Source organism: Vibrio sp. AK197, from assembly GCF_053903115.1.
Genome location: NZ_CP096429.1, coordinates 1,246,024 through 1,268,197 on the forward strand (window position 1 = coordinate 1,246,024; position 22,174 = coordinate 1,268,197).

At 39.5% G+C, this 22,174-nt stretch carries 18 protein-coding genes; 7 read left to right on the forward strand and 11 right to left on the reverse strand.

Annotation, left to right across the window (positions count from 1 at the left end):
- Window positions 1–54 precede the first annotated feature (54 nt).
- Genes M1D72_RS05685 through M1D72_RS05695 form a run of 3 tightly spaced genes read right to left on the reverse strand, consistent with a single transcriptional unit; the run spans window position 55 to window position 2,690 of the window.
- On the reverse strand, window positions 55–1,305 hold the full coding sequence (locus M1D72_RS05685) for a VapE domain-containing protein (RefSeq protein ID WP_456294860.1): 1,251 nt from the start codon (window positions 1,303–1,305) through the stop codon (window positions 55–57).
- Entirely contained in the window at window positions 1,298–1,540 is a 243-nt protein-coding gene (locus tag M1D72_RS05690) for a helix-turn-helix transcriptional regulator (protein WP_456294861.1), read from the reverse strand. The genes M1D72_RS05685 and M1D72_RS05690 overlap by 8 nt, the downstream gene beginning before the upstream one ends.
- A gap of 34 nt (window positions 1,541–1,574) precedes the next feature.
- Window positions 1,575–2,690, reverse strand: a complete 1,116-nt coding sequence (locus M1D72_RS05695) for a hypothetical protein (protein ID WP_456294862.1) — start codon at window positions 2,688–2,690, stop codon at window positions 1,575–1,577.
- Between the two features lie 280 nt (window positions 2,691–2,970).
- On the opposite strand from M1D72_RS05695, the gene M1D72_RS05700 reads away from it, so the two are divergent.
- From M1D72_RS05700 to M1D72_RS05715, 4 genes are read left to right on the forward strand one after another with little or no spacing between them, the layout of a single operon-like run.
- Window positions 2,971–3,984 carry a D-alanine--D-alanine ligase family protein gene (locus tag M1D72_RS05700; RefSeq protein WP_456294863.1) on the forward strand — a complete coding sequence of 338 codons (1,014 nt, stop codon included), beginning with the start codon at window positions 2,971–2,973 and terminating at the stop codon, window positions 3,982–3,984.
- A gap of 10 nt (window positions 3,985–3,994) precedes the next feature.
- On the forward strand, window positions 3,995–4,519 hold the full coding sequence (locus M1D72_RS05705; RefSeq protein WP_456294864.1) for a cysteine peptidase family C39 domain-containing protein: 525 nt from the start codon (window positions 3,995–3,997) through the stop codon (window positions 4,517–4,519).
- On the forward strand, window positions 4,509–5,711 hold the full coding sequence (locus tag M1D72_RS05710; RefSeq protein ID WP_456294865.1) for an MFS transporter: 1,203 nt from the start codon (window positions 4,509–4,511) through the stop codon (window positions 5,709–5,711). Before M1D72_RS05705 ends, M1D72_RS05710 begins: the two co-directional genes overlap by 11 nt.
- Window positions 5,680–6,840 carry an ATP-grasp domain-containing protein gene (locus tag M1D72_RS05715; protein ID WP_456294866.1) on the forward strand — a complete coding sequence of 387 codons (1,161 nt, stop codon included), beginning with the start codon at window positions 5,680–5,682 and terminating at the stop codon, window positions 6,838–6,840. Before M1D72_RS05710 ends, M1D72_RS05715 begins: the two co-directional genes overlap by 32 nt.
- Window positions 6,841–7,025: 185 nt before the next feature.
- Here the strand turns inward: M1D72_RS05715 and M1D72_RS05720 are convergent, their stop codons facing one another.
- Together M1D72_RS05720 and M1D72_RS05725 are read right to left on the reverse strand one after the other, a co-directional pair.
- Window positions 7,026–8,222 (reverse strand): tyrosine-type recombinase/integrase, encoded by a 1,197-nt coding sequence (locus M1D72_RS05720; protein ID WP_456294867.1) that lies wholly within the window; start codon window positions 8,220–8,222, stop codon window positions 7,026–7,028.
- An 857-nt stretch (window positions 8,223–9,079) separates the two neighbouring features.
- Window positions 9,080–9,718, reverse strand: a complete 639-nt coding sequence (locus tag M1D72_RS05725) for a hypothetical protein (protein WP_274008493.1) — start codon at window positions 9,716–9,718, stop codon at window positions 9,080–9,082.
- A gap of 311 nt (window positions 9,719–10,029) precedes the next feature.
- Between M1D72_RS05725 and M1D72_RS05730 the strand changes: the two genes are divergently transcribed.
- Complete coding sequence (locus M1D72_RS05730) at window positions 10,030–11,232, forward strand: hypothetical protein (protein WP_456294868.1); 1,203 nt, start codon at window positions 10,030–10,032, stop codon at window positions 11,230–11,232.
- Complete coding sequence (locus M1D72_RS05735; protein ID WP_456294869.1) at window positions 11,229–11,684, forward strand: DUF2079 domain-containing protein; 456 nt, start codon at window positions 11,229–11,231, stop codon at window positions 11,682–11,684. Before M1D72_RS05730 ends, M1D72_RS05735 begins: the two co-directional genes overlap by 4 nt.
- A gap of 143 nt (window positions 11,685–11,827) precedes the next feature.
- Here the strand turns inward: M1D72_RS05735 and M1D72_RS05740 are convergent, their stop codons facing one another.
- The 6 genes from M1D72_RS05740 to M1D72_RS05765 form a co-directional block, all read right to left on the reverse strand.
- Window positions 11,828–12,808, reverse strand: a complete 981-nt coding sequence (locus M1D72_RS05740) for a GIY-YIG nuclease family protein (RefSeq protein ID WP_456294870.1) — start codon at window positions 12,806–12,808, stop codon at window positions 11,828–11,830.
- Window positions 12,809–13,035: 227 nt separating this feature from the next.
- Window positions 13,036–15,159: a YecA family protein gene (locus M1D72_RS05745; RefSeq protein ID WP_456294871.1), complete on the reverse strand. Its 2,124-nt coding sequence runs from the start codon at window positions 15,157–15,159 to the stop codon at window positions 13,036–13,038.
- 100 nt (window positions 15,160–15,259) lie between these two features.
- Window positions 15,260–16,126, reverse strand: coding sequence for a methyltransferase domain-containing protein (locus tag M1D72_RS05750; protein WP_456294872.1), 867 nt, complete (start codon window positions 16,124–16,126; stop codon window positions 15,260–15,262).
- A 204-nt stretch (window positions 16,127–16,330) separates the two neighbouring features.
- Window positions 16,331–17,581, reverse strand: coding sequence for a VapE domain-containing protein (locus M1D72_RS05755; RefSeq protein ID WP_456294873.1), 1,251 nt, complete (start codon window positions 17,579–17,581; stop codon window positions 16,331–16,333).
- Window positions 17,574–17,816, reverse strand: coding sequence for a helix-turn-helix transcriptional regulator (locus tag M1D72_RS05760; RefSeq protein WP_093277252.1), 243 nt, complete (start codon window positions 17,814–17,816; stop codon window positions 17,574–17,576). Before M1D72_RS05760 ends, M1D72_RS05755 begins: the two co-directional genes overlap by 8 nt.
- Before the next feature lie 73 nt (window positions 17,817–17,889).
- Window positions 17,890–18,978 carry a hypothetical protein gene (locus M1D72_RS05765; RefSeq protein WP_456294874.1) on the reverse strand — a complete coding sequence of 363 codons (1,089 nt, stop codon included), beginning with the start codon at window positions 18,976–18,978 and terminating at the stop codon, window positions 17,890–17,892.
- 309 nt (window positions 18,979–19,287) lie between these two features.
- Between M1D72_RS05765 and M1D72_RS05770 the strand changes: the two genes are divergently transcribed.
- Entirely contained in the window at window positions 19,288–22,158 is a 2,871-nt protein-coding gene (locus M1D72_RS05770; protein WP_456294875.1) for a UvrD-helicase domain-containing protein, read from the forward strand.
- The last annotated feature ends 16 nt before the right edge of the window (window positions 22,159–22,174 follow it).

Genomic DNA, 22,174 nt, shown 5'->3' on the forward strand with positions numbered 1-22,174 from the left:
CCTCCCCCACTTAATCAGTGAGGCAAGTGGGGGAGGTGGGGTTAATTTGGCAACTTACTGAAATGGAATGTGGGGAGTAACCGTTGGGAAGAGGTATTGGTTGTAGCCGTTTTTCAGTTTCTTTTCAATTCGCCCTTCCTTATGGCGTTGGTTTAATGCTTTGCCAAGTACACTGCCCTTTGAAGCATCGACTCGTAACAGCTCGCACACTTGTTTAGTAGAAAGCCACTCTTTTGCTTTGCCGTGACAGTCAGCTAAGTGGTCATTCAATAAGTTGTACCAGTTCCCTTTATCGACGTACTTGGCGGATTCCTGCGATACTTGCGCCTGTAGCGCAGCAGGTAGCATCCAAGGATGATGCTTAACCATAAACTGGTGTTTCACCTCTAACCAGAACTGACGCAGTTTCTCAGGCTCTTTAAGGGTTAACTCCCCTGTTGGCTGATATACCCATCCGAGAATGTGATTCAACGTCTCCATATCGGTTTCATCAACCAATTCAATCACCGCGTAACGAGTGTTCCCTGTCTCGTCTTTTAAGAAGTCCGTGCCGTTGACCGTCGCAATCAGATTGGTTTGGCGCTCTTTCTTAATGTCAATGCGTGCATAAGGCGGCCTTACGGTATCTTTCGAGCGTGTCACAAACGCTTTCAGAGCCCCTTGGCAGTTTTTGGTCGAACGCTCTAACTCACCAAGCTCAACAATCCAAGAACGAATCACCGATAGCACGCTGTCTTTGTTGTCAGGGTTAAGCTCAGCCCCTTCCAGAAACGCATTAGGCATCACGTTGGCAATGCGCTCGACAAATGCCGTTTTCTTAAACGACTGCTCCCCTTGCAGTACGGGCACTAATTTGGATTTGAAGTTACCAACAAATAGACATGCTACACAGCCGACTAACCAGTGTAGCAACACCGCATTAGAAAGCTCAGGATGCTTGGCTTTCAGACAGCTTAAGGCGGCGTTAACCCTTGCTACACCGTCCCACGTGCCATGTAGCCAATCTACTATTGGGTGATACCGATTCTTTAAAGCTAACGCGCCAAAGTGGTCATCAATGGCACTTCGAGGCATGGAATAAATCGAAGCCAGAGAAATCAACTCACTGCGCACTTCTTCCTGCGCCCCCGCTAATTGATTGTCTTTGAAAATATCGGGCTCTAACGTCATTTTATTGTGCTTGGCTTCGTATCCGGCGCTATCAAGTAGCGCCTTAAGATTGTCAGCAGTATTAAGCACAATGCGTTGCCCTGATTCTTTGTACTTCACATGAGGAAAGGCGGGCTCGTTGCCGTCATTAAACATAGGTGCTCTCCTTTTGTGAGAGGTGGTCACGTTTAGTATGACTTTCTAACCATTGGTCGAGGTCTTCTTTGAGGTAACGGACAGCGCGACCAATCTTAATGAATGGCGGTGCCATGGTGCGGTTTTTACGTTGTCCTTCCATTCGTGATTGGCGTAAGAAAGAACGGCTCATTCCAATGTAAGCAGCAGTTTCTTGCTCAGTGAAGGCGCGTTTCACAACGGTGCTTGTTGTCATGTTGATGTCTCCTGTTGTTCATTGAGACTTCAACTTAATCGGTCACAACGTCATATGACGCCAGTAACGACGTTAGGTTTTCTGCTTGCTCAGCTTTGACCAACCGACGGACATCCACCAATACGTTTTTGCGAAATGAATCATAAGACATGGTGTTTTCACTATCCCCTCGCCCAAACCAAGTGACACTGTCTTGCGTAATACTCTCAACCACTAAATCAACGTCATAGTGTCGGTTAAAATCGTGTTGGTTAACGTCTTGCCGAAGCATTGCCCAAACCTTATCGGCTCTCGTTTGAGCGTTACGCTGAAGAATACGATACGCGATTAATGCAATGGGGTGTGTGAGTAACGGTTGGGTAACCGAACCTAACCGAACATCAGTGCGTTGACTAACCGAATCTAATGGGGCGTTAGGAAGTGCGTTAACCGAACTTAAGTGCATTGAGTCAGTGCTTTTAACCGTTGAACCCACCGTTAGGTTAACCGTTGACGTAGTACTCGAAGTGCTTTCGATAACCGAACCGTAACCGGACACCTTAATGCTTTCAGCGCCAAACACACCTATTAAATCGTCGATATCAATGCGCAGTTGCTCTGGTTTAACCGAAAGCGGTTTGATTTTCAGTCGCTGACCACCCGTATCAGGGTATTGACTGGCGATTTGTTCAGTTTTTTCATTGGGAATGAGTCGGGAGAGCATTCCAGCGTACTTACCAAGTACACTGTTTACGGTCAAGTCAGTACTGATTTCCGTACTGGCAAGAAAAGAGCCTGTCGGTTGTTTAAAACTGGCGTTTTTATAGGAAAAACTCGCTTCCTGAACACCATTAAACGCTTGGTTAACCGAACGCCAACGGTACACACGGTCAGGCTCCAAAATCAATATATCTTCGCAAGTATGCGTTTCCAGTGAAACAGTAAAGCGTTTGGACATCGGCATCGACAAGCGAACAACGCCGCCATAATCGAAAATGGAGACGACGACTCGCTCACTGCGGGAAATGTAACCTCCGAAATTCTGACCTTGGGTTACTGCACATAACGCCATTAAGTGGTTATTAACGGCGTCAAATACATCCCCTTGCGTGAGATAGGTCTTATCGGTTAGCTCTGACAAATGCAGGAAACGGCGCTTAAGCGGGTTCACAACTCTCTCCCTTTGAGTAATGACTGTCTTAGACGCCGTATTAAATCATTAAAACCACTGTATAAACAACCATGACAATTTCAGAAAGTCATTGTTTACTTTTGCGCGCAGCGAAAAATCAGATTTGGCTGATGCTAAGAACGCGTTTGCTTTAAACTCGTACATAAGTTTCCAGATAGTTCCATTCATTATGTGAATATAAGATTGCATTTTTATGCATAAAAAAAATTGTTAACTCTTGTATGATTCGAGCACCTAAGTACATAAGATATATAATAAAATGACAAAAACATCACTAACGTTAGATAAGCAAAAACTTCACATATTTAAAGAAAACACGCTTGATAAACTAAGAGTATTACTCATTGAGGGCACACACTCAGAAGAAAATCTCAGCTATAAAAATCACCCTAGCAGTCCAGAACGCGGCATAATTTCCATCATTGAAGCATTCAACAGACTAAACCTAAATTACAAGCTAGTTGAATCAACTAATCGTAACTTAATTAATAATGTAGTGGACACTGATTTAGTATTTCCTTATGCACATGGTGAATACGGTGAGGATGGTAGACTTCAGGGATTGTTAGACTACGCAAATGTTCCTTATGTTAGTTCAGGTGTGTTAGGCAGCGCTATCTGTTCAGACAAATTGACGTTCAAGCGAATAATCAGACAGGCAAATATTCCGACCGCGAACTTTTTCGACCTATCAAAGGAAAAAACGACCCAAGAAATACTCTTCTATGCAGATGCAATTGGCTATCCCGTTATGGCGAAACTACGCAATGGTGGTAGCAGTATTGGTATCTACAAAATTAATAACAGAGAAGAACTTGTTTCTTGGCTTGTAGAACAAGATTCTAGGGAAAACTATTTTATAGAAAAATGGATTTCCGGTCGTTTTGTGACTGTTGGAATTATGAAGTCAGAACAGAAAATACAACACCTCCCCTTGCTAGAGGTCACTACAGAGTCTGAATTCTACGATGCAAAACAAAAATTGGGAGTTGAAGGTAACAATTCGCCAGAGTTTATTATCAATCCAGAACTCACACAAAGTGAATCAACAAAAATAATAAATGCTTCATATCGTGCATTCGAGGTCTGCAACTGTAAGTCCATAGTTAGGTTAGACTTTATTATAGATGACGAACAAAACCCTCACTTGTTGGAAATTAATACAATTCCCGGTATAGCAAAAAATAGCAACCTCACGAGTATGTTTTACTCTCTAGGTTATTCTTATGATGAGATGATTCTAGAGATTATTCATTCCGCGTTTACTGAATAAGGAATACATAATGAGAAGCATACCGTATGTTAGTCAGCATTGGAGAAAGTGCTGTACTGTAGAAGAACTACAAGGATATAGTGATGATTTTATCGATGAATGGTCGCACAAGTCATGTGGTTTAGCCTGTGTCAAAATGATTATAGACTATTTAACAAACGCGAATGTAAGTCTTATAGATATTTATAATGAAGCAATAAATGCTGGGTTCTATACTCCAAAAGGTTGGATACATAGTGGTCTTGTTAGCATTTTAAGAAATCGAAACATTATATCCTCAGCTAAACCAGCTAATCACAATGACATATTACTTGGATTATCTGAAGGAAATATATATATAACATCTGTAACACATAAATTCCCAACAGACGGAAGAAAAGGAGGGCACTTAATATTAGCTTATTACTCCGATAACAATTTTATTTATTTTAACGATCCTTCAACATGGGGAGAAAAAGAAGTAAAAATAGATATAGATGTATTTTTCTCCTCATACAGTGGTAGATGTATAGAGGTAAAAAAATATGTATTCTAAATCAAGTAGGCTCCTTCTTTTAAATACATTTTTAATTACTCTAGCAACATTTATGTTTAACCCTTACTTAGTCGTAGGTGCTAGAAATTTATTACACATTGATTATAGTGACATTGGCTTCTATCTGATGATAGCTCTATTTATTGGGAGTTTAACATCTCTATTTATTGGTTTAATATTACCTGATAAATCTTTGCTATACATCCTAATACTTGCCAGTGCGGGTTCTGTTCTAAGTTTCTTTTTGATGTCCTGCTCTAATGAAAATAACAACAATAGCCAATATGTTTTTCTTGGTGCTTTGGTTCTATTACGAATATGTATGGCTTGTGCAACAATGATAACTCGTACAATACATGTAATGACAAATATTAATAAGGATTGCTCAAAATTATTTGCTACTGCGGTTTCTGTATTTGGTGTTGGTAGCGCTGTAGCTCCTTTGATTGGTGGTATAATTTACGAAAAGCTTGGATTCATTCAGCTATTATTAGCTTCGATGATAGTAATGTTTACTTCTTTTGTAATTATCTGTGTTGCCGCAATTTTTATTAAATCAGAAATAGCGCCTAGGTCACCAATCAAAAACGAGTCAAAAAATGACATCCTAAGATATTCCGCATCTAATCATTGGAAATTAATGATAGCGAGTGTGTTGTTTTTCTGCATGATGGGGCAATCGTTTAGCTATATACCTGTACAGATAGAGTCACTCGGTAAAACCGAGTGGATATCCATTTTTTTCGGTGTAAATGCAATTTTTTTAACAGTACTCTCGATGCCAATGGCTAATTTATTTGAAAAGAAAAAAATTGGGTCGGTAACTCTATGCAATGTTGGTTTATTTAGTATGATGGTATCACTAATCCTTATTCCTTTTGTATTTAATAAACTATCAGGTGTCGTACTCGTTTCTATACTTTATTCATTTGGTGAAATTTTATTTTCCAGTTATTCATTAGAATCGTTACGCAAAAAAGTAAATGTCGAGAATGTTCCTAAAGCAATATCTATCTATACATTCCTAACTACTTCAATAGGCTTAGGTATGGGGCAATATATAGGTGTAGAACTTATGAACAATGTATCAGTATTATTAATATCAGCAACATGGATAATAATTGGTGTTGTGGGATGTATACTCTTAATGGAATCTAAAAATGAAAAAAATCGCACTGCTTTATCCTCTTAATATAAATAGTAAGAATAGATATTTTGATGCTATTAAAGAACTTGGATTTGAACCTATTCTAATCGTCGGTAATTCGTCATCTTTTCCAGATGAAAAAAACAGAGTGGTTTTATCCGGTGAGAAAGAAAATGCTTCTAATATTTCCAAAATATTATCCGGCTTAGGTGACGTTATAGCTGTTATTGCTGCTGGTGAATTTTCTGTTGAGCTCGCAGAACAAGTAGCTGAAAGTCTAAACTTACAAAAATCCATGAATAAGCCAGCGAATATTTTACGTAACAAAGCAATTATGCGTAAAGAATTTAAGAAACATGGAGTAAATCAACCTGAAGTATTAGGGATAGCAAGTAATATTGATGAACTAAAAGACCTTGTAGAAACGATTGAGCATTTCCCTGTAATAAGTAAACCTGTAGATATGGCGGGAAGTTGGTTTGTATCTATTAATAGCAACAGAGAGTCTATCGTAAAAAATTCCAAACCTATTTTTGATTATACGTTTGCGAAGGCAACAGGATTAAAATTTGACTGCAAGAGCATGATTGAAGATTTTGTCGAGGGTGAAGAGTACAGTGCAGAAGTTATTGTGCAAGATGGTCACATTGTTAAGTATATAGTAAATAAAAAAATCCTATCTGATCTACCCAATTTTGACGAGATTGGACATGTGTGCGGTGTTAATTTAGGAAACAAAATTGAAAGTAGTATTCTAAAAAATTTGCGTGCCATTTTAAAGGCCGGAGGCGTAATCAATTCTATATTACATGTAGAATTTAGAGTAAATCAATTCGGTGAAGTAAATGTAATTGAAGCAGGTTGTAGAATCGCCGGAGATAGAATTTCTGAATTAGTAAACATGAAATATGACATCAATTTGGAAGAAATCATGGTCAGATTAAAATCCAACCTTCCATTACCTGATTTTAATAATCAAAGTGAAGAAATAATCGCAATAAGGTTCTTATTCGATGGAGTAAATGCCAGTAAAAACGTAAATTCAATAAAAATAGAAAAGTCTGATAAAAATCAACAGAGAAATGATCTTCAATACACCCATATAGCTAATCGTATTGGATATGAGATATTTACTTTATCAGAAAATGACACCTTTGATGGTGTTTTTGGTTAAGTTACTCTCTAATTTTAAAGAGAAATGCTCCTTAAAATTATAATTTTCAAAATGGTTATTTAAATATTCATAGGTATCCTTTAATTAAAGGATGCCTTCAGAATTTGCAATTACATATGAATTATTGAATGCTTAGTTATTATGATAGCCACGGTCCAAGGGTGATATATATGATTTGTATCATTCTAACCTATCAAACTCACCGCCGCCGCTTTATGCTCAGGTGCTAAATGCGCGTAACGCAGGGTCATTTTTAAATCTGCATGCCCGAGTAATTCACGAACAATGTTTAGATCAACTCCCGCCATCACGAGCTTACTTGCAAAATGATGCCGCAAGTCATGAAACCTAAAATCATCGATACCCGCTTCCTTCAACACCGTTTGCCAAGGATACTGAAACGACTTAAGCGGCTCACCGAACTGATCAAAGACAAACTCCGTCTCTGGGTTTTGCTCTCGCCAATCTTCCAGCATGGAATAAACCGTATCGTTAAGTGGGATAGTCCGTTTCTTTTTGGACTTGGCATTTTCTGAGCGGATCGTTAGATAGCGGTTGGTCATAGAAATATGCTCCCAACGCAGTGTCAGCATTTCTCCTTTGCGCATCCCCGTGTGCATTGCCATGATGATCAAAGGCTCGAAGTAATCGATAAAGCGTCCTTTAACATCATTGTGCGCAGCTGAACGCTGAGTATCGCGTAAGCGGCTGTCACGTTCTTTCACCGCGCTCAATAAGGCTTGCTCTTCCACTTGGGACAAGTAGCGAATGCGGGTGTTATCTTCTTTGATAAGTTTGACGTTGTTGAGGTTGTGAGCATCGAGAAACTCCCACTCAACGGCACGATTAAACGCCGCCTTAAGCCGGTTAAAAGCGTAGGTAATCGTAGCGGGTGCCTTTCCAGCCTTTCTACGCTCAGTGACCCACTGCTGAAGATCCCAAGCACTGATCTCATCTAATGGCTTGTTGGTAAGGTGCTTAAAGTTATTAGCAACACATTGATAAGACTGCTTTGCCCTTTTGGGGTTCATCGCTACCAGATAGTCCTTATAGTGCTCTTCCAAATACTTGCCAAGCGTTAGGCTCTTGCGCATTTCAAGCCGTTTCGCTTCGTGGCGAGACTCCTGAACATCAACCCCACTTGCTACTAATCCGGATTTCTCTTTTGCTAAATCACGAGCTTGAGCTGGCGTCAGTGAATCAGCCGAACCAATCAGGTAATTTCGCTGCTTTCCGTTGAGTCGATAATAGAGGTAATACTTAATGGAACCTTTCGGAGAAATTCGAGCGTGAAAGCCGCTGATTTCGGTATCGTTTAAACGTCCCTGCTCTATAGTGAGAGACTTGATTGAGGTATTGGTGATCTTCTGCTTGGTAGCCATGACACATCCTAATGTGTAGCAAATATGTAGCAGAATTATCGTACCAAGAGAGACTTTAATGAACAACCGAGAACAAACAATCAATTACTAAGTAACTGTTTTAAAATAAATTTAAGTTTATCTATGTTCATTATGGTTTATGAGGATATTTCGCAAAATTCCAGTGTTAAGGGGTGAGACAACGCTACCGCCAAAGCGGATATGACCGCCTTAATCACTTAAACCAATTTGAAGTGAAAGTGCCACGCGTTGACGAATCCCTCTTAAACACTTTGTTATGTTTTACCACAACCGGCTCGCTTACATGGCAAAGAACTCTATTGCATAAAGAATTGTTTAACTTACGTCACACGACGTCGTGGAATCATCCGACAAAAGCGATCAACACAAATCGCGTAATTCCCAGGAATTTGATTGAGGCAACTTTGATAGTTTTTAGCGAGCGATTGCATCCCTTTCAAAACAGCGAAAGACAAAATTTAAATTGCCGAAAACCCCGCTGGCGACGTGCTAATTGGGGAATAGAACCAAAGCGACTGTAAGCCAAACCGATTATCAACGCGCAGAAGCGATTTCAAATTGAAGCAACCCACGAAATTTGAAGCGTGATTATTTTTGAGGGATTCATGAACTTGGGCAGACAATATTGAATTGCTGAGACAACTCGAACGAAGTGCCAAAGAGACTAAAGAAATAAGCACCAAAAACCTTTTATTTCTTCTAAATAAAAGTGAAACATAACGCCCTGTTAAGGGGTGAGACAACGCTACCGCCAAAGCGGATATGACCGCCTTAATCACTTAAACTGATTTGAAGTGAAACCGCCACGCGTGGACGAATCCCTCTTGAACAGTTTGTTATGCAATTTTTTCGATGAACTCTATAAAGGAACGTTCCCAAGATTGCATTCTTATTGTCTTCGGATGTGGTGCTCGGATAGTAACACTTGGTAATTCTGGGTGAGATACTCTTTTAAAATGTCTATCTGGAAGTTCAGGTATATTTTCAAACAAAGCTTCTGGGTACAACTTATGTAACCTTGAGTCATATTTATGATTTGTAAACAAAATAAGCACATCAGGCTTTAAGATTGAAACTTCAGCTTTCAACAAATGATCTAACTCTTCTACGCTAACCAATACGGGTAGTTTTGGAGATCCACAAGCTTGATCATAACGATTCAAATTTGACCATGCAATTGAATAGGGTTCTAACCCCATAGTTGATTCAATCTTTCTGATCACATTCCAGAAAGGTGTACTCCGATATGTTTCACCAAAGTTGAAACTCTTATATGCTCCGATTTGTTCAGAGATTGATGGAGACTGACACCAACCATGTGTTTCCTGACCAACTATCATTACTTTTTTGGGTTGAGTGAAATATGACTCTAAGCTCATTAAAATTGGCCCATGAACGTCAAATTCTTTGTATTTTTCCCAAAAATTTTCGAAGTCGGTTGAATAGCTCTCATATAACTTCAGCAATTCTTTCATTTACATCAATTCCTCAAATTGCATAACGCCCTGTTAAGGGATAAATAACTAAATAATAACTCATTTAAAAACAATAATTTAAACCAATAAAGCACTCAAAATAAAAATTATATGTAGCATTGATGTAGCTAAATAATCATAAGGTTATGAAGCACACCCTTTGACGACTAAATGACACTCTCAATCATTCATATGAGACATTTATCACAAACACTTAGTTTTAGTAAAAGTGCATATCAATTTAGACATTTTTTATTTTTTATAAAAGTTAGCATAGGTGAAATCCTGAGATTCTTTTCTGAGCAATAACAATGAGTAACCCTGAAAGCATATTCCCTAAAGGCTCGATAGCTTATGAAAACGAGCAGAAACAAAATCCATCAAGTAACTCCGAAGCTGAAGCCGAAACCTTTTTCCCCAAGACTTCTATTGCCTATCAAAATGAAGTGAAGGCTAATAGGATTTCTCCCGGCGTTGGTAAAGGTTTCCTTCCTCCATTAAAAAAACAAAGCACGATTCCACCGGTCAGAACTGCGAATATTAGTCCTGAAAATATGTATTGGCCGCCATATGACTTTACTTCAGGTCAGTACATAAACACAAAGCAATTACCTGATGAGAGTTTGCGTAATAACCTGCAAGAGAACCAAGAACATGTGATGTTTCTAACCCTCGAAGAAGCATTTAGAGTGCTACAGAGCTGGGGATGGAAAGATACTCAAGCGACTTGGAAATCAATGACAACCTCCACAGGCGCACAAATCATGATCAACTATGGCGTAAACGGTAAAGATATCGTCACTACTTCAATGGTCATTGCCCAGTTTAATGTCCATGGAATTAAAGCAACCAAACTCGGATTAAAAGCTACTTTTGGTATGAAGATGTCGACCTACTACAACCAAACTGGCACCGAAATGATTAAATTGAGTGGCTATTCTGGCTTGAGAAGGATATTAACAGGCACAACGTACAGGCTTGACAACCCTAAGGTGATTCAACTAGGGATAGGTAAATATGGGTTAGCTAATTCAATCAAATCAGGAACCGTTATAACTATATTTGTTGCTGCTGGATTTCGGATCTTAGATTACGCGTTAAATGACGAAATCTTTTTAACCGATTTAATAGGCTCATTAGCCACAGATATTATAAAAATCGGCATCTCTTCTGCGGTTTCCGCTGCTTTAGGTGCAGCCTCACTAGCCTTTGTATCTTTTGTGGCGGTTAACCTTGCCGTAGTTGTTGCTGCCGGTTTGGCCACATCTATTGTACTGAACGAACTGGATGAGCATTATGGTATAACTCCTAAAGTCATTGAATTATTGGAGAAAGCACAGCAGGAAGCAGTTGAAAAAGCAGAGCAACTAAAAGAAGATGCTTATGATAGCGTTCTCGATTTAGCTGAAATGTTGCTGGAAGGCGTTTTAGAAACAGGAAAAGAAGTGATAGAGAGCGAAGTAAAACGATTCATCAAAAAATCGTTAAATGAATTAACCCCGAGAGTACTATGAGTTTTTCCCATTTTATAAAAAAAATTAAAAGAGTATCTAAGTTTTTTCCAGCGACCCTTATTGGTGCAGGGTTAACTTTCGCATGCTTTTATTTAGGCTTAAGCAAAATAGTCAATTTCGCTAACGAAATCGGAAATGTAGCTGTATATTCTCGTTTTGACTTTAGCCTAATACCGTTTGGCATTGTTATGCTCGGATTTACCATTACAGCTGTATATTATATTTACTATGAAAAACGGTTTGAAGATACATACGGTCACATTATTAATTACACAATGTTAGCTGCATTCGCCCTTTCAATAATCTTAGTTTTTATCACTCCATCAATCTATCAAAACCGCTTGAAAAATGCTGGGCTAAAAGAGTGTAGTGGTACACCAAGTAGTTACCTGCCTTTTTGGGGTACCAAGTTTGTCAAAGATGAATCCTTATGCAGACTAAGGCACAAGTAGCTAACGTCAGGTTGGCTAAAGCCGTACTTTAACTAGATCGTAGCAATCTCTACTCATTAGATTACTTTTGGACAAAAGCTTCTTAGTTAAAATGACTTAGCGGCCTCCGTTCAGATAAGAAAATTATCTTGAAACCTTAAACGTTAGCAATGAGTATATTCACATTGTTCAACTAAAACAACATTCAGTGATTCTGAATGGTTCTTCGCGACATATTCTTCGGCTAATTCAAATGCTAAATTGTCTTCATTGTGAAAGAACTCACCCCTCATTCTCATCTCTTTGAGATGAAGGTGTAATTCCTGTTCAATAGCGTACGCTGATACGCCGGAAAACTCCCAATATTTAAGAACGGAAAACTCTAGTGGACCGTTAACGCCACCCGCTAACGTGAACGCTCTTTTTTCAATATTCGTTGTGTAGCCAATTTTTATTTGGTCAAAAATTGGTTGTTTTGTCTGAGAGTCTACGTACTCACCAAGATATACAAAAGAACTGTTTGGAATATTTTCCCCTGACAATTTTCGAAGTTCAATTGATAAAGCCTCTTCAGGAAAAGAGCCATTACAAACATGTTGGATCATTGCATTTCTTATACTCTGAGCTTGAGCTGAAGATAAAGGCACTTCGTCTTTAATTAACTTCCAATACTCAAAGAATCGAGCTTTAGCTTCCTCATAATTTAGTTTTTTTCGAGTAGTTTCCAGTTCCTTTTTATGAACCTTAGCTTTAGCAATATAGGAATTAAAGCCAAACTCTACTGTCGACCAATCAAACTGCTTTACTTTACTCCTTTCAAGCTCTAAATCCGTTACGATCGACGCAATTCCGCGCCCACATTCACCATCTGATTGACTCACCACGATGGAGCCGATATGGGGGCAGCCTTGTCCTTTTGTAAATGACCAAATAGTGCCAAGTCTGCGTCCGATATGGCGATGATGTAGGGTTTTGATTGCGTCAACGTTTGGGTTACGCTCTTTTATCAAATCAGATAGCTGCTTGTAACCCAACGTTCCTCCCGTAGGAGCGACCTCAACTAAAATTGGAAACATTAGCTCTGCTACCAAAAGGTCTAATTCAGTAACTCTCGGATATTCGAAACATTGCACCATAATCTCCATATACACATAACTCCCAGCCAAGGCGTACGCACAAAACAATAAAACCCCAAAAATTAATTATAAGCAATTGAAATATAAAAACAAATATTGTTAAGCATTTATAAATGCTTAACAATAGTGACATTAAGAGGAAAATAGACACACAAAGTACAACAATATCAGATATGTATTGTTATCAAATAATTTTGTGCCAACTGACAATATATAGAAGCTTCAGCTAACTAGTCTCATTGCATACAACATTTTTTATATTTTTTTCCACTACCACATAGACATCTATCATTACGCCCGATCTTTACTTTAAAGTTTTTAGGATCAACCTTAACACTATCATTCATACCTGATACATTAGCTGCCATTTCCAAAGTATCGTCCTTTTCCCAAGGATATGAAAGTTTGCATACTGCTGAAATCATTCCAAGATTGGCTGGTTCGACGAGAACACCAAACCATACGTTCTGTTTTAAGGTGTATTTTTTTAGATGCATATGAGACATCAGTTTCTCTTGAGCAGACTGAAATTCACCAGAAATAGTATGAACTGTTAACCCAAACTTTTCTCCTTCTAGCTGAACACTAAAATCATGTGTAAGCCCATCTTGAACCGCCAAATACTGGACTTTCTCAACCGCGTTATTGAGTAAATCAACAAATTTTCCGCTTCCTTTCAGTAAAGTAAGACCTAAGTCAGTTAGGTCATCATTCTCAGCTCTCTGTATATGAAAAAGTAACTTACCAAAAAAACCTGTTGTATATTTTTGAATAATCCCCTGAGGAGTTTTTTGACCAGTAAGAGCAAGCCTACGCACCATAAATGCAGCATCCAGCTCAGATGCTATATCATCAGAAAGATGCATTAATGTTATGTCACTATCAATCCAAAGATTTCTTTTTAAGTGCATAGATAATAATACAATTTCAGTACTAGCCATCAGCTTTTCGATATAGCTAGTCCGCCTATCAACATAACTCAAAAATAACAATGGTTGAGAAAGAAATTCCGATAGAATGTCTAAGAAAAAAACATCCATTATAAATGGCGATTTTAAACTAGTAGTACTTTCATACTCTAAATATTGCCTACATTGGAATGTTAAAGATGGATAACTTTCAGATGTTATACAGACAGGATAACAAGCTGTAGGTTTAATCCCAAACGCTATTTCTTCACCATTTATATCCTTTAAGACAACATCTTCCGCCATTAAGGCATTAGAACATGAAATGGCTTGATCATACGCATTTTGAAACCCTTTTGTGAAATCATCTTTAACTAACTCTAACTGCCCTTTTCTTGAAGAAATAGTCATACTTTTTGATTTAGCTTGAAATACTAAACACTTACTTCCAAACTTAGCAATAACATCTATTTCACCTATTTTTTCCGAAGCACATCTAAATATATCAACATTTTTAAAAACATTACTTTCACCAAAAATAGAGACTAGTTTTCTGTATGTAAACTCTTCCGTAAAATCACCTCTATGCTCATCAGCTGACTTACGATATTTTTTATCAGCTCTCATCCAAAATATTGGACTTTCGTATAATGATTGAGCTAGAGCACCTAATTGAAATAAATAATATTTATCGTCAACTCTAACAATTGGTTTAGTACTAACTATGTTAAAATCATCTATTGATTTAAACGAATCATTTTTATCATTTGAACTTGTACTAAATACATGCAAGAAACAAGATATTTTATCTTTTGAAACCTTAGATAATTCATTTATTTTTTCAATAGAAATTTCGTGATACTTTAGATGAGATTCATTTTTATTAAATCCATCCTTCAATGATAATAAGTGGCTTATATTTTCATTTAGAATCTGGTGCAAACATTTATAAATATCATAAGCTTCTTTAATATCAAACCCAATATTATCTTTAAGCCACACGGAATCTTTCTCATATCGTTCAACAGCAAATGAAGCGAATTGAAAATCAAAAGCCTGCTCCGCACTATAAAATATAGACTCTCTAATAAAATTAGTTTTATAGAAAAGTTCTTCATAATTATTATTATTAAATTTAAAGTCTCCAAAGTCATAAAGAGAATCGTGAATTTCTCTTAAAATATTCTCCACCAAATCAACATTACGAATAAGTTCATCGCTAGTAATATCCATGGTGTTATATCCAGACTTTAACATGAGCCCATGTAACATTGAAAGTTCATTCTTATTTAATCTATCTGGTGATGAAAGATGATGTAAGTCTTCACTTTTTAATCCACCATGAAACCCAAACGTACAGTCTCTATGACACAAAAATGAGTATACATGTATGAAGCCATCACTACCGCATAGCGCTTCTAACTCTAAAAACTTACTCGATTCATCCGACATAATAGCCTCTTAAATAAGATAAGAAAACGATACATATAAAAATATTAAATTTATACATACTCAGCTCATTAACACTCAATACGCTAATTTATTATTGTAATTAACCTTCGATAAAACACATCTTTTCTGGCGTGTAAAAAGCCTCCCCTCCCCAATAATTACGCCCTAGTACTGATTTGATATTATTATAGTGCCGATTTAAATTGCTTGCTCTTTTCTTTGGAGCATTACCTAACCATTTCTGAATCTTAACTTTCCAAGGATGGTTATTTCCCATAATATTCTCGTTGCGCGCAATCAGTTTACGTATAAAGTGTTCTCCAACTAAGCGGTCTAACTTCAATAAATTACAATCACCATGAGCTAACACCAATTTCCAAACTTCATCATGATTTATAAATTGCCTCGACAGTACATGGTCAACATGAATATCGTCACCCATTGGTTCGCCGCAGTAGAAACACACGTTTCCCTGATATCCAGATAGAAAAGGAATGTTGTGAGTCAACGATTTCCGTTCATACCCATCTTTGATGGTTGGTAGAATTTCGACCATTTCCTCTTTTTCATCCTTGAAAGAACAATAAAACATTCCTAATGGCTTTAAATGAGCAGATAGATTATTGAAAGCCAGTTCTAATTCATCATAAGGAACAAGGAGTAGCGAAGCACACGCCCAAATAGCATCAAATTCATCATACGACCGAAAATGTCGAAAGGTAGTTACCTCAACAGGCTGACCAATCAACTTTTCTGCAAGGTTGGCGAGCTTTGAACTGGCATCAATGGCATGAACTCTAAAGCCCAATGACTTAAAAGCTAAAGTGTCTCGATCAGAGCCGTACCCTGCATCGAGAATGCAAGCACCTTTGTTCAAATACGGGATAAATTGTTCATAGAGGCTCGTCATTTCTACATTGATCGTTCCATCATATAACTCTTGAGCGTTGTCATCGTAGTAGTTCATGCGATTTTAATTCGATAGCCATTTTTCTTTAGTTTACTATTAAACTCTTTGGTTCTATTCGTTTTATATCAAAAATACAGTTATTCACAGAACTCAGATTCAAACAACGTTTAAGGAATTATTTATTACAAAGTCTCAAAACTTACCCCACCTCCCCCACTGAATCAGTGAGGCAAGTGGGGGAGGTGGGGTTAATTTGGCAACTTACTGAAATGGAATGTGGGGAGTGACCGTTGGGAAAAGGTATTGGTTGTAGCCGTTTTTCAGTTTCTTCTCGATTCGCCCTTCCTTATGGAGTTGGTTCAGTGCTTTGCCAAGTACACTGCCCTTTGAAGCATCGACTCGTAACAGCTCGCACACTTGTTTAGTAGAAAGCCACTCTTTTGCTTTGCCGTGACAGTCAGCTAAGTGGTCATTCAATAAGTTGTACCAATTCCCTTTGTCCACATACTTAGCGGATTCCTGTGATACTTGCGCCTGTAACGCGGGAGGTAACATCCAAGGATGGTGCTTGACCATAAATTGGTGTTTCAGCTCTAACCAGAACTGACGCAGTTTCTCGGGCTCTTTAAGGGTTAACTCCCCTGTTGGCTGATATTCCCATCCGAGAATGTGATTTAACGTCTCCATATCCGTTTCATCGACCAATTCAATCACCGCGTAACGAGTGTTCCCTGTCTCGTCTTTTAAGAAGTCCGTACCGTTGACCGTCGCAATCAGATTGGTTTGACGCTCTTTCTTGATGTCAGTACGTGCATAAGGCGGCCTTACCGTATCTTTCGAGCGCGTGACAAACGCTTTCAGTGCGCCTTGGCAGTTTTTGGTCGAGCGCTCTAACTCACCAAGTTCGACAATCCAAGAACGAATTACCGATAACACGCTGTCTTTGTTGTCAGGGTTAAGCTCTGCCCCTTCCAGAAACGCATTAGGCATCACGTTGGCAATGCGCTCGACAAATGCCGTTTTCTTAAACGACTGCTCCCCTTGCAGTACGGGCACTAATTTGGATTTGAAGTTACCAACAAATAGACATGCTACACAGCCGACTAACCAGTGTAGCAACACCGCATTAGAAAGCTCAGGATGCTTGGCTTTCAGACAGCTTAAGGCAGCGTTAACCCTTGCTACACCGTCCCACGTGCCATGTAGCCAATCTGCTATTGGGTGATAACGATTCTTTAAAGCCAACGCGCTAAAGTGGTCATCAATGGCACTTCGAGGCATGGAATAAATCGAAGCCAAAGAAATCAGCTCACTGCGCACTTCTTCCTGCGCTCCTGACAATTGGTTGTCTTTGAAAATATCCGGCTCTAAGGTCATTTTGTTGTGCTTCGCTTCGTATCCGGCGCTATCAAGTAGCGCCTTAAGATTGTCAGCAGTATTAAGCACAATGCGTTGCCCTGATTCTTTGTACTTCACATGAGGGAAGGCGGGCTCGTTGCTATCATTAAACATAGGTGCCCTCCTTTTGTGAAAGGTGGTCACGCTTAGTGTGACTTTCTAACCATTGGTCGAGGTCTTCTTTGAGGTAACGGACAGCGCGGCCAATCTTAATGAATGGCGGCGCCATGGTGCGGTTTTTGCGTTGCCCTTCCATTCGTGATTGGCGTAAGAAAGAGCGGCTCATCCCAATGTAAGCAGCAGTCTCTTGCTCAGTGAAGGCGCGTTTCACAACGGTGCTTGTTGTCATGTTGATATCTCCTGTTGTTCATTGAGACTTCAACTTAACCGGTCACAACGTCATATGACGCCAGTAACGACATTCACGACGACGTTAGGTTTTCGGCTTGCTCGGCTTTGACCAATCGACGGACATCCACCAATACGTTTTTACGAAACGAATCATAAGACATGGTGTTTTCACTATCCCCTCGCCCAAACCAAGTGACACTGTCTTGCGTAATACTCTCAACCACCAAATCAACGTCATAGTGTCGGTTAAAATCGTGTTGGTTAACGTCTTGCCGAAGCATTGCCCAAATCTTATCGGCTCTTGTTTGAGCGTTACGTTGAAGGATACGATACGCGATTAATGCAATGGGGTGTGTGAGTAACGGTTGGGTAACCGAACCTAACCGAACATCAGTGCGTTGACTAACCGAGTCTAATGGGGCGTTAGGAAGTGCGTTAACCGAACTTAAGTGCATTGACTCAGTACTTTTAACCGTTGAACCTACCGTTGGGTTAACCGTTGACGTAGTACTCGAAGTGCTTTCGATAACCGAACCGTAACCGGACACCTTAATGCTTTCAGCGCCAAACACACCTATTAAATCGTCGATATCAATGTACAGTTGCTCTGGTTTAACCGAAAGCGGTTTGATTTTCAGTCGCTGACCACCCGTATCAGGGTATTGACTGGCGATTTGTTCAGTGGTTTCATTGGGAATGAGTCGGGAGAGCATTCCAGCGTACTTACCAAGTACACTGTTTACGGTCAAGTCAGTACTGATTTCCGTACTGGCAAGAAAAGGGCCTGTCGGTTGTTTAAAACTGGCGTTTTTATAGGAAAAACTCGCTTCCTGAACACCATTAAACGCTTGGTTAACCGAACGCCAACGGTACACACGGTCAGGCTCCAAAATCAATATATCTTCGCAAGTATGCGTTTCCAGTGAAACAGTAAAGCGTTTGGACATCGGCATCGACAAGCGAACAACGCCGCCATAATCGAAAATGGAGACGACGACTCGCTCACTGCGGGAAATGTAACCTCCGAAATTCTGACCTTGGGTTACTGCACATAACGCCATTAAGTGGTTATTAACGGCGTCAAATACATCTCCTTGCGTGAGATAGGTCTTATCGGTGAGCTCTGACAAATGCAGGAAACGGCGCTTAAGCGGGTTCACAACTCTCTCCCTTTGAGTAATGACTGTCTTAGACGCCGTATTAAATCATTAAAACCACTGTATAAACAACCATGAACATGAACATGAACAATGTGAACAAACTACCGCATCATAGCTAACTGAATACTTACAGGAGATTAGGCATTCAAATACCAATCTTCTAACAAAACTAAAACCGCCGAGTTTATTTACACTCTTGCGTTTCATTGGATCGTAGAAACCCAACCTAGCTCAACTGCTTATGTATATCTAATGCGTTACACTACTTGAACTTTTCGAGGCATATCAAATTATAACTGGCAGCATACAATGACTTTTTGGACACTCACATCAAACCCTTTGGCTCGCTTCTTCAAGAAGGAGCTCCTAGTTCAAGTGGATAATGATGGGATTAGAGTGCTTCAAGATGAAACAGAAAATCAGTTTTTTTGGGAACAGTTGGATTCACCACCTACGTTTACGCTTGCCCTAGACGGTGGAAATTTAAGTTTTACCGCTGAAGGGAAACCATATCGCTATCGTATGCTTGGATATTTACTTCCCTTTAAGTACGCCAAGCATTTTATTACGTTTTGGGGAAATAAAAACGCAGAGCGTCTGCAAAGTTTCCTCAGTGACGCTTATTACCAATGCACTGCCACATTTATTAGAGATTCCACAGTAAACAGTATTAGGGCATTCGTTAACGAAGAAATTCAACGCTGGAAAGGCTGGGATAAAGTTGAAGGTCTATCAGAACAAGCAAAAGAAACAGCGAATAAACTCAGCAACATACATAATTGGACATCTTCCGATATCGATAAAATACGGCAGCGTTATCTACAAAAGCAACTTACACACTATCAAGATTTTTTTGATTCGGTGGAGTCAAACCCACTGACCCAAAAGCAGCGAATTGCTTGTGTGACCGATAATGATAACAACCTTCTCCTTGCTGGCGCTGGAACCGGTAAAACCAGCGTTATGGTCGGTAAAACAGGCTATTTAGTGAAAAGTGAGCAAGCTAAGCCAAGCGAGATACTCATGCTTGCCTATGGTCGAATTGCCGCATTAGAAATGGACGAACGCATCAAAGAAAAACTCGGGCTAGATGACGTAAAAGCCAGTACGTTTCACAGCCTTGGTATAAAAATCATCTCTGATGTGGAAGGAAAAAAACCGAGTCTATCCAAGCTAGAAGACAGCCCTAAAGCCAAAGCAAAATGGATGAATGATCAAATAGAGACACTCATGCGAAACAGTGATTATCGCAAGGCTCTACTCGAATATTTCAGCTCTTACTATTACGTTGACAAAAGCCCTTGGGATTTTAGCTCTCAAGGTGCCTACCTCAAATATCTCAATGACAATGACATTCGCTCCATGAGAGGAGAACAAGTCAAAAGTTTTGGTGAAATGGTCATAGCCAACTGGCTATTTAGAAAGGGGATTAATTATCAATATGAGGCCAAGTATCGAATTGATGTCGCAACAGAAGAGTATCGTCAATACGAACCCGATTTTTACCTTCCTGATTACGATATCTATATCGAATATTACGGAACCGATGAAAACGGAAACACTGCCCCCTATGTTAATCAAGAACGTTACCACCAAAGCATTGCTTGGAAACGTGAAACCCACAAGAAATATGAAACTGGGTATGTCGAAGTGTTTTACCACCAGCACAAAAAGGGCAAGCTGTTAAATGCGTTAGAGCAAGAGCTATTGTCCCGTAACGTTGACGTTAACCCTATTCCTGATGATGTGTTACTCAGCAACTTAGAGAAGATGGGACAAGTGACTGAACTCGCTCGATTGCTCACGGCATTGGTCGATATGTACAAAGCCGCCTGTCTGGACGATAGCGGCGTAGAACGGATCATCAATGAATCGCTTGACCCGAAGCAAACCGAAAAGGCTCTAGAGCTTTTGATGCCGCTCTATCATAGCTATCAAAGATACTTACATGATCATCAAGTTATTGACTTCAATGACATGATAGGAAAAGCACTAGATTACGTACAAACCGGCAGATTCAGTTCACCTTGGAAATACCTATTGGTGGATGAATTCCAAGACATTTCAGAGCCAAGAGCAAGACTAGTCAAAGCGTTGCGCGATAGTACACCTGGATGTTCGCTATTTTGTGTGGGCGATGATTGGCAAGCCATATATCGGTTCAGTGGTTCAGATGTACGACTTACCACCGAGTTTTCCAATTACTTTGGTCCCACGTCTGAAACCACGCTTGATATGACGTTTCGATTCAATAATTCCATTGGTGAAGTCGCGACTCAATTCGTTACTCAGAACCCTGTCCAATTAAAAAAAGACATTAAATCACTTGTCCAAGTCGATAAACCTGCCGTAAGCGTTATTCGCCAAAGTAGTGATGAAGAGGGAATGTCTGCTTTAGACAAAGCTCTGACCTCCATAGCAAACCAAGTTATAACCTCAAAACAACCGAGCAAAAATAAAGTGTACTTGCTCGCGCGATATTGGTATCAGCTTCCAGATATTCATCAACTTAGAACGTTAAAACACCGATATCCGACACTAGAGATAGAGAATCAATCCTTTCATGCTTCAAAAGGTAAAGAAGCGGAGTACGTTGTTGTTTTAGGGCTAACAACTGGCAAGCATGGTTTCCCATCAGAGAAACAAACCCCGCCACTCGTTGATGCTCTTCTTCCTCAAGGTGATAAATTCACTCATGCAGAGGAACGAAGATTGTTTTATGTCGCACTGACACGCGCTAAGCACAAAGCTTACCTTTTAGCTGACATGATGGATGCCAGTGAGTTTGTCACTGAACTATTGAAGAAGAAGTATCCTATAGAGACTGAGGAATTTGATGTATCACTAATCCAATTAGAGGCAGAAAAGATAACCTGTCACAGTTGCGGAACCGGCATCCTGAGACCAAAGGTTGGGCAGTACGGGAAATTTTTATCATGTTCACTGTATCCACGCTGTAAGCACAAAGAGACCCCCTGCACTAAGTGTGGCAGCCCAATGAGCCGCGATATTAAAGAGGGCTTTCAAGTCTGCATTGATACAAGTTGCGGCGACGAACGTCCTATATGCAAATGTGGGAATGAAATGAAAATGAGAAATGGTAAGTACGGTAAGTTTTGGAGCTGCTCAACTTACCGTAAAAACGCAGATAAAAACTGCTCCTATAAAGTGAATTGCTAGTATGGCGTTAACGACA

Excerpts from the sequence above, each read along its gene's own strand:
- M1D72_RS05705 (WP_456294864.1), top strand. The coding sequence starts at position 3,995 with ATGAGAAGCATACCGTATGTTAGTCAGCATTGGAGAAAGTGCTGTACT.
- M1D72_RS05730 (WP_456294868.1), top strand. The coding sequence starts at position 10,030 with ATGAGTAACCCTGAAAGCATATTCCCTAAAGGCTCGATAGCTTATGAA.
- M1D72_RS05715 (WP_456294866.1), top strand. The coding sequence starts at position 5,680 with ATGAAAAAAATCGCACTGCTTTATCCTCTTAATATAAATAGTAAGAAT.
- M1D72_RS05710 (WP_456294865.1), top strand. The coding sequence starts at position 4,509 with ATGTATTCTAAATCAAGTAGGCTCCTTCTTTTAAATACATTTTTAATT.
- M1D72_RS05735 (WP_456294869.1), top strand. The coding sequence starts at position 11,229 with ATGAGTTTTTCCCATTTTATAAAAAAAATTAAAAGAGTATCTAAGTTT.
- M1D72_RS05690 (WP_456294861.1), bottom strand. The coding sequence starts at position 1,540 with ATGACAACAAGCACCGTTGTGAAACGCGCCTTCACTGAGCAAGAAACT.
- M1D72_RS05750 (WP_456294872.1), bottom strand. The coding sequence starts at position 16,126 with ATGAACTACTACGATGACAACGCTCAAGAGTTATATGATGGAACGATC.
- M1D72_RS05725 (WP_274008493.1), bottom strand. The coding sequence starts at position 9,718 with ATGAAAGAATTGCTGAAGTTATATGAGAGCTATTCAACCGACTTCGAA.
- M1D72_RS05760 (WP_093277252.1), bottom strand. The coding sequence starts at position 17,816 with ATGACAACAAGCACCGTTGTGAAACGCGCCTTCACTGAGCAAGAGACT.
- M1D72_RS05700 (WP_456294863.1), top strand. The coding sequence starts at position 2,971 with ATGACAAAAACATCACTAACGTTAGATAAGCAAAAACTTCACATATTT.
- M1D72_RS05720 (WP_456294867.1), bottom strand. The coding sequence starts at position 8,222 with ATGGCTACCAAGCAGAAGATCACCAATACCTCAATCAAGTCTCTCACT.
- M1D72_RS05770 (WP_456294875.1), top strand. The coding sequence starts at position 19,288 with ATGACTTTTTGGACACTCACATCAAACCCTTTGGCTCGCTTCTTCAAG.
- M1D72_RS05755 (WP_456294873.1), bottom strand. The coding sequence starts at position 17,581 with ATGTTTAATGATAGCAACGAGCCCGCCTTCCCTCATGTGAAGTACAAA.
- M1D72_RS05685 (WP_456294860.1), bottom strand. The coding sequence starts at position 1,305 with ATGTTTAATGACGGCAACGAGCCCGCCTTTCCTCATGTGAAGTACAAA.
- M1D72_RS05740 (WP_456294870.1), bottom strand. The coding sequence starts at position 12,808 with ATGGAGATTATGGTGCAATGTTTCGAATATCCGAGAGTTACTGAATTA.
- M1D72_RS05745 (WP_456294871.1), bottom strand. The coding sequence starts at position 15,159 with ATGTCGGATGAATCGAGTAAGTTTTTAGAGTTAGAAGCGCTATGCGGT.